This window comes from Streptomyces sp. NPDC053673 (assembly GCF_055585225.1).
The window spans coordinates 113869-124882 of record NZ_JBVJKN010000009.1; the positions used below are offsets into that span (position 1 = coordinate 113869).

10 protein-coding genes are annotated in these 11014 nt (G+C 70.0%); 7 read left to right on the forward strand and 3 right to left on the reverse strand.

The genetic code is table 11. The features are described 5' to 3' along the window. Positions 1-63 precede the first annotated feature (63 nt). A complete protein-coding gene (locus tag ACZ6ZQ_RS15710) occupies positions 64-2355 on the reverse strand; it encodes a transglycosylase domain-containing protein (protein WP_469769087.1) in 2292 nt (763 codons plus the stop codon). Positions 2356-2642: 287 nt separating this feature from the next. Here ACZ6ZQ_RS15710 and ACZ6ZQ_RS15715 point away from each other — a divergent pair, with 287 nt between their 5' ends. The 5 genes from ACZ6ZQ_RS15715 (at position 2643) to ACZ6ZQ_RS15735 (ending at position 7481) form a co-directional block, all read left to right on the forward strand. Then, complete coding sequence (locus ACZ6ZQ_RS15715) at positions 2643-3578, forward strand: SPFH domain-containing protein (protein ID WP_469769088.1); 936 nt, start codon at positions 2643-2645, stop codon at positions 3576-3578. Continuing rightward, a complete protein-coding gene (locus tag ACZ6ZQ_RS15720; protein WP_469769089.1) occupies positions 3524-3865 on the forward strand; it encodes a type II toxin-antitoxin system antitoxin in 342 nt (113 codons plus the stop codon). The genes ACZ6ZQ_RS15715 and ACZ6ZQ_RS15720 overlap by 55 nt, the downstream gene beginning before the upstream one ends. An 81-nt stretch (positions 3866-3946) precedes the next feature. Further along, positions 3947-4471: a PadR family transcriptional regulator gene (locus tag ACZ6ZQ_RS15725; RefSeq protein WP_469769090.1), complete on the forward strand. Its 525-nt coding sequence runs from the start codon at positions 3947-3949 to the stop codon at positions 4469-4471. Then, entirely contained in the window at positions 4468-5154 is a 687-nt protein-coding gene (locus ACZ6ZQ_RS15730; protein ID WP_469769091.1) for an ABC transporter ATP-binding protein, read from the forward strand. Before ACZ6ZQ_RS15725 ends, ACZ6ZQ_RS15730 begins: the two co-directional genes overlap by 4 nt. Further along, positions 5151-7481 carry an ABC transporter permease gene (locus ACZ6ZQ_RS15735; RefSeq protein ID WP_469769092.1) on the forward strand — a complete coding sequence of 777 codons (2331 nt, stop codon included), beginning with the start codon at positions 5151-5153 and terminating at the stop codon, positions 7479-7481. Before ACZ6ZQ_RS15730 ends, ACZ6ZQ_RS15735 begins: the two co-directional genes overlap by 4 nt. A gap of 1 nt (position 7482) precedes the next feature. Here the strand turns inward: ACZ6ZQ_RS15735 and ACZ6ZQ_RS15740 are convergent, their stop codons facing one another. Further along, positions 7483-8442 carry a hydrogen peroxide-inducible genes activator gene (locus tag ACZ6ZQ_RS15740; protein WP_469769093.1) on the reverse strand — a complete coding sequence of 320 codons (960 nt, stop codon included), beginning with the start codon at positions 8440-8442 and terminating at the stop codon, positions 7483-7485. Positions 8443-8581: 139 nt separating this feature from the next. Here ACZ6ZQ_RS15740 and ACZ6ZQ_RS15745 point away from each other — a divergent pair, with 139 nt between their 5' ends. Together ACZ6ZQ_RS15745 and ACZ6ZQ_RS15750 are read left to right on the forward strand one after the other, a co-directional pair. Continuing rightward, on the forward strand, positions 8582-9136 hold the full coding sequence (locus ACZ6ZQ_RS15745; RefSeq protein ID WP_469769094.1) for a peroxiredoxin: 555 nt from the start codon (positions 8582-8584) through the stop codon (positions 9134-9136). 2 nt (positions 9137-9138) lie between these two features. After that, positions 9139-9672, forward strand: a complete 534-nt coding sequence (locus tag ACZ6ZQ_RS15750; RefSeq protein ID WP_469769095.1) for an alkyl hydroperoxide reductase — start codon at positions 9139-9141, stop codon at positions 9670-9672. Positions 9673-9742: 70 nt separating this feature from the next. Here the strand turns inward: ACZ6ZQ_RS15750 and ACZ6ZQ_RS15755 are convergent, their stop codons facing one another. Continuing rightward, entirely contained in the window at positions 9743-11002 is a 1260-nt protein-coding gene (locus ACZ6ZQ_RS15755; protein WP_469769096.1) for a hypothetical protein, read from the reverse strand. Positions 11003-11014 lie beyond the last annotated feature (12 nt).

Here is an 11014-nt window from a genome sequence, read left to right on the forward strand (position 1 = left end):
AAAGCGGCCCGGCGCGCGTACGCACGCCGGGCCTTCCTCACAACTGCCTGCCGATGGCAGGCCCTACGTCTTGGGCGGCCGGACGCCCGACGTCGTGCCGGACGTCGTGCCGTCCGTGGTGCCTGCGTCGGTGGTACCGCCGTCCGTGGTGCCACCGTCGGTCGTACCGCCGTCCGTGGTGCCACCGTCGGTCGTACCGCCGTCGGTGGTGCCACCGTTGGAGGTGCCCGTGGAGTCGCCCGGCCCGGTGGGAGTGCCCGTCGGGGTGTTGTCCGGCGTACGGGTCGGCTTGTCCGGGCCCTTCGTCTTCGTCGGCTTGTCGTCCGGGCCCTTCGTCTTCTCGGTCTCCGAAGGCGTCGACGTCGGCGTCGACGTGGGCTCCTCGACCACGGACTCCGCGACCTCCAGGTCGAACTCCTCGTCCGAGCCCCCGCCGAGGGCGCCGGTCGTGTACTGCTGCCAGATCTGGGCCGGGACGCCACCACCGTTGGCGCGGCCCTCGTTGACCGTGTCGGTCAGGGTGACCTGGTTGCCCTTGGGGTCCTCACCGAAGAGGCCGACGGCGGTGACGAGTTGGGGTGTGTAGCCCACGAACCAGGCCGAGCGGTTGTTCTCCGAGGTACCGGTCTTGCCGGCCGCGAAGTAGTCACCCCGCGCGTTCTGACCCGAGCCGCTCTTCACGACGCCGGTCATGGCCTGGGTCACGGTGTCCGCCGCCTCACGGCTGATCGCCTGCTCGCCGTCCGCCTCGTCCACGTCGACCGTGCGGGCCATGTGCTCGGCCTTGGCCACGATCGACGGCGTGACCTTCTTGCCGTGGTTGTCGAGGGTCGCGTACACCCCGGCCATGTCCCAGGGGGAGGCGCCCATCGTGCCCAGCGACATGGCGGGCCGCACCGGCCAGCCCTCGCCGTCCTTCATGCCGAGGTCCAGCGCGGTCTTCTTCACCTTGTCCGGGCCGACGTCCACGATCATCTGGGCGTAGACCGAGTTGATCGAGCTGTTCGTGGCCCGCTGGACGGTGACCTTGCCGTAGTCCCTGTCGTCCTCGTTCTCCGGCGCGAACGGGGTGTCGCTGCCCTCGACCGGCCGCTTGCTGGTGCCGTCGTAGACGGTGTTCAGACCGATCGGCTTGTCGTCCTGGGTCACCGACTCGTTCTCCAGGGCGGAGGCGAGCACGATGGGCTTGAAGGTGGAGGCGGGCTGGTAGTCGCGCCTGGTGGCGTTGGACAGCCAGTGCTCGGTCGCTCCGATGCCGCCGTACAGCGCGACGACCTTGCCGGTCTTCGGGTCGACGGAGGTCGCACCCGCCTGGACGGTCGCGTCGCGCTTGTCGCCCTTGCGGTCGAGCTTCTTCTCCAGCTGATCGTCGACGGCCTCGACGAGCGCCTTCTGGCGCTTCTTGTCGATGTTGAGCGTGATGGTCCAGCCGCCGGCCTTGATCTCTTCCTCGCTGATGCCGCGGCGCTCCAGCTCGGCGTTGGCCGCCTCGACGAGATAGCCGGTCTGGCCTCCCATGCCGGGGGCGGCCTTCGGGGGCTTGGGTACGGGGAACTTGAGGCCGGCGCGCTCCGCGGAGTCCAGCCAGTTCTCCTCGACCATGTTGTTCAGGACGTAGTTCCAGCGCTCGGTGACCAGCTTCTTGCCGGTCGGGGAGGCGACCGTCCAGTCGTACTGGCTCGGGGCCTGGAGCAGGGCGGCGAGGTACGCGCCCTCCGCGACGTTGAGCTTCTGTGCGTCCTTGCCGTAGTACGCCTGCGCCGCGGCCTGGATGCCGTAGGCGCCGCGCCCGTAGTAGCTGGTGTTGATGTAGCCCGCGAGGATCTCTTCCTTCTCGTTCTCGCGGTCCACCTTCAGGGAGATCACCAGCTCCTTGAGCTTGCGGGTGACCGTCTGGTCCTGGTTCAGGTAGTAGTTCTTGACGTACTGCTGGGTGATGGTCGAGCCACCCTGCTTGCCCTTACCGGTAAGGGTGTTGAGGACACCGCGGGCAGTGCCCTTGATGTCGACACCCGAGTCCTTGAAGAAGGTCTTGTTCTCGGCGGCGACGAACGTCATCTGAACCGGCTTCGGGATCTTCTCCAGGCCGACGATCTCGCGGTTGATCTCTCCGGTGCGGGCCAGGATGGTGCCGTCGCTGTACTTGTAGACGTTGCTCTGCATCGTCGCCTGGGCGTTGCCCTTCGGCACCGGCACGAGCAGATAGACCACGACGAACGCGCCCATCAGCAGCAGGCAGAGGGTGAAGAACGTGCCCAGCATCTTCTTCCAGGTGAAGAAGCGCCGTATGCCCCCGGCTTTCTTCGCCCGGCGCGCACCGCGCTGCCGGGCTCGTCGCGCTTCCGCTCGGCCCATCGATCCGTTGCTCCGCTCTCTGTACCGCGTTCCGCGTTCTGCGTGCCGCTTCTGCGTTGATCTTCGTCTCGTACGCCGGCGGTCGCCGCCAGATCAGCTCAGAAAGCTAACACCGCTCGTACAGACAAAGGACAACTGATCCGGCCTTTTCCGGACGTGAGAATCAGCACCTGTCTCTAGGGAACCGACTCACGAGAGGTGCGCAGGGTTGCCGAGTCAGATAATGTGTAATCACATTGCTAGCTCAGACGGCCGTCGCGCGCGGCCGGGGAAACGGGGGACGGAACATGCCTGCGACCAGCAGATCCCTTCACGAGGACACGCCCGAGATGCCCGAGCCGCGGGTCCGGGAGTTCGCCGCGCACAGCATCGGCGGCGGCCTCGCTCTCCTGCTCGGACTCATCGGCGTGGCGGCCGGCGTCGCGTTGGTCGTGACCGGCTCCACACAGAACTCGGACGCGGCGAAGGTGGCCCTGATCCTGGGCGGCATCGCCGTGGCGGTCGCGGCGCTCTTCGCGATGTCCGGGCTGAACATGGTGGCGCCGGGCGAGGCCCGGGTGGTCCAGCTCTTCGGCCGCTACCGCGGCACGATCCGCACGGACGGGCTGCGTTGGGTGAACCCGCTGACCTCGCGCGAGAAGATCTCGACCCGGGTACGCAACCACGAGACCGCGATCCTCAAGGTCAACGACGCGTACGGCAACCCGATCGAGCTGGCCGCCGTGGTGGTGTGGAAGGTCGAGGACACGGCACAGGCGCTGTTCGAGGTGGACGACTTCCTGGAGTTCGTGTCCACGCAGACCGAGGCGGCGGTCCGGCACATCGCGATCGAGTACCCCTACGACGCCCATGACGAGGACGGGCTGTCGCTGCGCGGCAACGCCGAGGAGATCACCGAGAAGCTCGCGGCCGAACTGCACGCGCGCGTGGAGGCCGCGGGCGTCCACATCATCGAGTCGCGCTTCACACATCTCGCCTACGCCCCGGAGATCGCCTCCGCGATGCTCCAGCGCCAGCAGGCGGGCGCGATGGTCGCCGCCCGCCGGCAGATCGTGGACGGTGCGGTCGGCATGGTGGAGGCCGCGCTGTCCCGGATCTCCGAGGAGGGCTTCGTGGAGCTGGACGACGAGCGCAAGGCGGCGATGGTGTCCAACCTGATGGTGGTGCTGTGCGGAGACCGCTCCGCCCAGCCGGTTCTCAACACGGGCACGCTCTACCAGTGACGCCCCCCGAGCGGAAGCAGGTACTGCTGCGGCTGGACCCGGCGGTGTACGAGGCGCTCGCCCGCTGGGCCTCCGACGAGCTGCGCAGCGCCAACGCGCAGATCGAGTTCCTGCTCCGACGGGCGTTGTCGGAGGCGGGACGACTCCCGGGGAGCGTCAAGCCGATCCCCCGGCGGGGGCGGCCACCGAAGGTCCCACCGGGCCAGGAGCCTCCGCCGGGTCGGGAGCTTCCACCTGGTCGGGAGCCTCCGGATCCCGCCGTTCCGAACCGTGACAATCGGCCCTGACCTGCACGGACAGCCGCCCGAGAGCTGACTCTGCACAGTACGTATACACACGATGTATACGCACTGTGTAGAGTCCTCGTCATGTCAATCGGTCACACGCTCCTCGGGCTCTTGGAGTCCGGACCCCGCCACGGTTACGACCTGAAGCGCACCTTCGACGAGAAGTTCGGCCACGACCGGCCGCTGCACTACGGACAGGTCTATTCGACGATGTCGCGGCTGCTGAAGAACGGCCTCGTCGAGGTCGACGGGATCGAGGCCGGCGGCGGCCCCGAGCGCAAGCGGTACGCGATCACCGAAGCCGGCATCACCGATGTCGCCCAGTGGCTCGCCACGCCCGAGAAGCCGGAGCCGTACCTCCAGTCGACCCTCTACACCAAGGTCGTCCTCTCGCTGCTCACCGGACGCAGCGCAGCCGAACTGCTCGACACACAGCGCTCGGAGCATCTGCGGCTGATGCGCATCCTCACCGACCGCAAGCGCCGCGGCGACCTCGCCGACCAGCTCATCTGCGACCACGCGCTCTTCCACCTGGAGGCCGACCTGCGCTGGCTGGAGCTGGCCGCCGCCCGCCTCGACCAGCTCGCCAAGGCGGTGACCGCATGACCCCCGCCGGCTCCCTGCTCGTCGCGGACAACCTCCGCAAGGCGTACGGGCCCACCAACGCGCTGGACGGCGCCGAGTTCTCCATCCACCCCGGCGAGGTCGTCGCCGTCATGGGCCCCTCCGGCTCCGGCAAGTCGACGCTCCTGCACTGCCTCGCCGGGATCGTCACCCCCGACTCGGGCACCATCACCTACGACGGCCGTGAGCTGTCGGCGATGAACGACGCGGAGCGCAGCGCGCTGCGCCGCAGCGAGTTCGGGTTCGTCTTCCAGTTCGGTCAGCTCGTGCCCGAGCTGACCTGCGTCGAGAACGTCGCGCTGCCGCTGCGGCTGAACGGCGCCAGGCGCAAGGAGGCCGAGCGCGCCGCCCTGCAGTGGATGGAGCGCCTGGAGGTCGACGACCTCGCCGCCAAGCGCCCCGGTGAGGTCTCCGGCGGCCAGGGCCAGCGGGTCGCCGTGGCCCGTTCCCTGGTCACCGGCCCGCGGGTGCTGTTCGCCGACGAGCCGACCGGGGCGCTCGACTCCCTCAACGGCGAGCGGGTGATGGAGCTGCTCACGGAGGCCGCCCGGTCCACGAACGCCGCCGTCGTCCTTGTCACGCACGAGGCTCGGGTGGCCGCGTACTCGGACCGCGAGATCGTCGTACGCGACGGCAGGTCCCGGGACATGGAGCGCGCCGTATGACCGCCCGCGTCTGGGCGCGCGATCTGCTCATGGGCGCCAGGTTCGCGGTGAGCGGCGGCCGCGAGGGCTGGACCCGCACTCTGCTCACCGGCGTCGGCGTCGGTCTGGGCGTGGCGCTGCTGCTGGTCACGACCGCGATCCCGAGCGCGCTGGGCGGACGCGACGCGCGCGGCAGCGCCCGCAGTGAGCACACCGCGCCGACCGCCGAGAAGGCCGGGCACGACACGCTGCTCATCGCCGAGGTCGACACCCGCTACCGCGGCGAGGACATCTACGGCAGGCTGCTCAGGCCGGAGGGCCCGGACGCCCCGGTTCCGCCCGGTCTGCGGTCCTTCCCGGCAGCGGGCGAGATGGCCGTGTCGCCCGCGCTCGACAAGCTGCTCAAGTCCGCGGACGGCAAGCTCCTGCGCGAGCGGCTGGACGGGAAGGTCACCGCGATCATCGGCGACGCGGGTCTGGTCGGGCCCACCGAACTCGCGTACTACGCGGGCAGCGACACCCTGAAGCCGCTCGACGGAAAGGTCCCTCGGGTCACCGGCTTCGACAACTCCGCCGAGCAGGAGCCCCTGGACCCCGTACTCCTTCTCCTGATCACCTTGGTGTTCGTCGCCCTGCTGACGCCCGTCGCCGTCTTCATCGCGGCCGCCGTGCGCTTCGGCGGCGAGCGCCGCGACCGCCGCCTGGCCGCGCTGCGCCTGATCGGCGCCGACGGCCGGATGGCGCGCCGGGTCGCGGCGGGAGAGGCGCTCGCCGGTTCCCTGGCCGGTCTGCTCCTCGGCACCGGGTTCTTCTTCGCGGTACGCCAGTCGGCGGCCGGAGTCGACCTGTACCGGCTGAGCGTCTTCCCCGGCGACCTCGACCCCACTCCGTGGCTCGCGGCGCTCGTCGGGCTCGCCGTGCCGGCCGCTGCCGTGGCGGTGACACTGTTCGCGCTGCGCAGTGTCGTGATCGAGCCGCTCGGAGTGGTCCGTACGGCCAAGCCCGCCCGCCGGCGCATCTGGTGGCGGCTGCTGCTGCCGCTGGCCGGACTCGCCCTGCTCTACCCGATGATCGGGCAGGGCAACGACAACGGGTACTTCAACCAGGCACAGGTCATCGGCGGTGTCGTCCTGCTGCTGATCGGGATCACGGCGATGCTGCCCTGGCTCGTCGAGACGGTCGTGGCCCGGCTCGGCGGTGGCGGAGTCTCCTGGCAACTGGCTGTCCGGCGGCTCCAGATGAGCAGCGGAAACGCTGCGCGGCTGGTCAACGGCATCGCCGTCGCGGTGGCCGGCGCGATCGCGCTGCAGATGATGTTCTCCGGACTCGACGGCGCGTACACCAGGGACACCGGTCAGGACCCCTCACGCGCCGCGATCTCCGCGCTGGTTCCGCAGGGCAGCGAGGCCGCCACCCGGATCACGGCCGTCGCCCGGCAGATCGAACAGGCCGACGGAGTTTCCAAGGCCATCGCGCTGTCCAGCGTCTCGATCGCCGCCACACCCGACTCGGAGCGGACGGCCAGCCTCACGATCGGTACCTGTGCCGCACTGCGTGAACTGGCGCAGCTGCCCTCCTGCAAGGACGGCGACACCTTCGTCCTGCACGGCGGATACGACGACTCCGGAACGCAGTCGGTGGCGAAGCCCGGCCACAAGCTCTACGCGGGGAACGTGTACGGCGACGAAGACGCGCCCCCGCCCGTCGCCTGGACGCTGCCCAGCACCGCCATGCAGGTCGCGAGCCGTGAGGACCCGACCGGCGTCAGGCAGAGCGGCGTCCTCGCGACGCCCGGCGCGGCGCCCGGGAACTTCGGCGAGACGCGGTTCGCCACCATCTACATCCAGCTGGATCCGAAGGTGCCGGACGCGATCGAGCACGCCCGGACGGCGATCCTGAAGGCCGACCCGTTGCTGACGACGATGCATCTCCAGGACACCGCGCAGTCCAACCGCTTCGCGTCGATCCGCACCGGGCTGTTCGTCGGGGCGACCTGCGTACTGCTGCTGATCGGGGCGAGCCTGCTGGTCTCCCAGCTGGAGCAGCTGCGCGAGCGCAGGAAGCTGCTGTCCGCGCTCGTCGCCTTCGGCACCCGGCGCTCGACTCTGAGCATGTCGGTGCTGTGGCAGACCGCGGTGCCGATCGCGCTCGGGCTGCTGCTCGCCACCGCGGTGGGTCTGGCCCTCGGCACCGTGCTGCTCCAGATGGCGGGCGCCCAGGTGTCCGTCGACTGGCTCTCGGTGCTCTCGATGTCCGGCGTCGGCGCCGGTGTCGTTCTCCTCGTGACCTTGCTCAGCCTGCCGCCGCTGTGGCGGCTGATGCGGCCCGAGGGTCTGCGCACGGAGTGAGTCAGCCGGTTACCACCCGCACCGGGAGGTCCGCCAGGGCCTCCCGGAGTGCGTCGGCGAACTCCTCGAACTCGCCCTGGCGGGCCGCCCCGGCGCGCATCGCCAGGGCGATGCGGCGTGTGGGCGCCGGGTCCGCGAAGTAGCCGGTCACGAGGGCCGGGTTGCGTCCGGTCTCGACGTGCACCGCCGTGCGTGGAAGCAGCGTCACGCCGAGGCCGCCCGCGACCAGCTGGACCAGGGTGGACAGACCGGCCGCGGTCGTGGTGACCGGGGCCCCCTCCGTGCGACCCGCCTCCCGGCAGACGTCGAGGGCCTGGTCACGCAGGCAGTGCCCCTCGTCGAGGAGCAGCAGCGGAAGCTCCTTCAGCGCGTCGCGCGGGATGTCGTGGCGCCCGCCGAGCCAGTGCTCGCCGTGCGTCACGAGCACGAAGTCCTCGTCGAAGAGCGGGAGTTCGGTCACTCCGGGCACACCGAGCGGGACGGCGAGCAGCAGCAGGTCGAGCCGGCCCGCCGAGAGTCCCTCCAGCAGGGACGAGGTCTGCTCCTCGTGCACCTGGAGGTCCAGCTCCGGATAGCGCTCGTGGACCAGCCGGAGCACGGTGGGCAGCAGATACGGCGCCACGGTCGGGATCACGCCGAGCCGGAGCACTCCGGTGAAGGGCGCCCGGACCGCCTCGGCCTCCTCCAGCAGCTCGCCGACCGCGACGAGGACCGCCTTCGCCCGGACCGCGAGTCGCTCCCCCGCGGGCGACAGCAGCACCTTCCGGGTCGTACGCTCCAGCAGCTGGACACCCAGTGCCTCCTCCAGCGCCGACACGGCGCCGGAGAGCGCGGGCTGACTCATCCCGATAGCGGCAGCAGCGTCCCGGAAGTGCAGATGCTCGGCCACGGCAGCGAAGGCACGCAGCTGCGCCAGACTGGGCTGCTTGCCCCGGTTCACCGTATTCGTTCCAGCAGTCATCGCCGCCACTGATAAGCACCTCCGATCACGATGACCCACTCTAGCTATTTCCGTGATCAATGCACTCTGTGCCAGTCTGAGGGTCCGTCCAACCCCGGAAGCCCTCACAAGGGGTACTTCCCATCTGCAAGGAGAGCGCGTGCTCACTGTTGGTGACCAGTTCCCCACGTTCGAACTGACCGCCTGCGTCTCGCTGGAGAGCGGCAAGGAATTCGAGCAGATCACCCACAAGTCCTACGAGGGCAAGTGGAAGGTCGTCTTCGCGTGGCCCAAGGACTTCACCTTCGTCTGCCCCACCGAGATCGCCGCGTTCGGCAAGCTGAACGAGGAGTTCGCCGACCGCGACGCCCAGATCCTCGGCTTCTCCGGCGACTCCGAGTTCGTCCACCACGCCTGGCGCAAGGACCACGCCGACCTGCGTGACCTGCCCTTCCCGATGATGGCCGACTCCAAGCACGAGCTGATGCGCGACCTCGGCATCGAGGGCGAGGACGGCTTCGCGCAGCGCGCCGTCTTCATCGTCGACCCGAACAACGAGATCCAGTTCACGATGGTGACCGCCGGCTCCGTCGGCCGTAACCCCAAGGAGGTCCTGCGGGTCCTCGACGCCCTGCAGACCGACGAGCTCTGCCCGTGCAACTGGACCAAGGGCGAGAACACCCTCGACCCGGTCAAGCTGCTGGCCGGTGAGTGAGCATGGCCCTCGATGAGCTGAAGTCCGCGCTGCCGGACTACGCCAAGGACCTGAAGCTGAACCTCGGTTCGGTGATCGGCAACAGCGAGCTGCCGCAGCAGCAGTTGTGGGGCACGGTTCTGGCCTGTGCGATCGCCTCGCGCTCGCCGATCGTGCTGCGCGAGCTGGAGCCGGAGGCCAAGGCCAACCTCTCCGCCGAGGCGTACACGGCCGCCAAGTCGGCCGCCGCGATCATGGCGATGAACAACGTCTTCTACCGGACGCGGCACCTGCTGTCGGACCCCGAGTACGGGACGCTGCGCGCCGGTCTGCGGATGAACGTCATCGGCAACCCGGGCGTCGAGAAGACGGACTTCGAGCTGTGGTCGCTCGCCGTCTCCGCGATCAACGGCTGTGGCCAGTGCCTGGACTCGCACGAGCAGGTGCTGCGCAAGGCGGGCGTCGACCGTGACGTCGTCCAGGAGGCCTTCAAGATCGCTTCGGTGATCCAGGCGGTCGGTACGACGCTGGAAGCGGAAGCCGTCATGGCGGGCTGACCTGCAGAGTCGTGACAGGGGCGCCCCGCCCGGCCGTGTGCCGGGCGGGGCGCCGCCGTCGTACTGGACGTCACGGAGCCAGGAGCTGCCCGGCCGCCACCACCGAGGCCACCGTCCCGCCGGCCACCACCGCCGAGGCCGCGAACAGCGGAATCCGCACGGTCCACATGCGCAGGGTCGACGAGCGGGAGACCCGGTCCAGCAGCACGTCCCGGCCGCGCAGCACGATCAGGCCGACGCCGGTGAGCGTCAGCGCCATGCCGAGGCCGAACGCCGCGACCATCGCCAGTGCGATGCCGACCTTGCCGGTCAGCAGCCCGGTGAGCAGGACGAGGAACGCGGACGGCGAGGGCAGCAGTCCGCCCGATGCGCCCAGGAGCACGAGGCCGCGCCAGGTGAGCAAGGACGGGGCATCCGGGATGTGGTGGCTGTGCCCGTGATCGTGGTCGTGTCCATGCCCATGCCCGTGGTCGCACCCGTGCCCGTGATCATGGTGGTGCCTGCGGTGGCGCAGATGCCTCCGCAGCAGGCTCACGCCCATCCCCGCCACCACCAGCGCCGCGATCAACTGGAGCCACCGCGTCAGCGCCACGATGTCCGGCGTGCTGTTCGCCGCCAGCCACCAGCCGACCGCCAGGGCCGCGACCGAGAGCGTATGCATCACGGCGACGATCCCGCCCAGCCACACCGCATCACGCGGCCGGCCCCGGCCACCCACCAGATATCCGGCGGCCAGCGACTTGCCGTGCCCGGGTGCGCAGGCGTGGAGCGCGCCCACGGCAGCGGACACCAGGAGCGCCGGCGGGAGGGCGCCCCCCTGGTCCAGGAGCGACGTCAGATCCGTGGTCCAGGACCAGCCGGAGGAGACCGGGTCGCCCCCGGCAGCCGCCGATGTAAGGGCGAGCGTGCGCGTCGGCTCCTTCGCCGTGTGCAGCCCGCCTCCGCCCGTGTCCGTCACCGACACCGTGCGGTAGGCCGGATTGATGTCCGTCAGCGCGGTCACCGTCAACTCGATCCGGTCCACCGGACGCGGGCAGACGAAGTGGAGCTTCAGCCCGTCCGCCCCGTCGATGCGACAGGGGCGGCCGTCCTGGCGTACCGCGATGTGCGAGCGCAGATAGCCCGTCTCGTCGCCGCCGGACTCCTTCTTCAGTACGGCGACGTCGTCCTGCTGCGCGGACCAGGTCGCGTCGACCGCGGCGCCGGCCGCCTCGACCTTGACGACGGGCGGGGTGCCGAAGGGGTGCGCCTGCGCCGTCCCCGCGCTGCCGAGGAGCAGCGCGGGGACGGCGGCCAGCAGCAGCAGCACCCCGGTGCGGAGTGATCGCACGGTGGTGCTTCC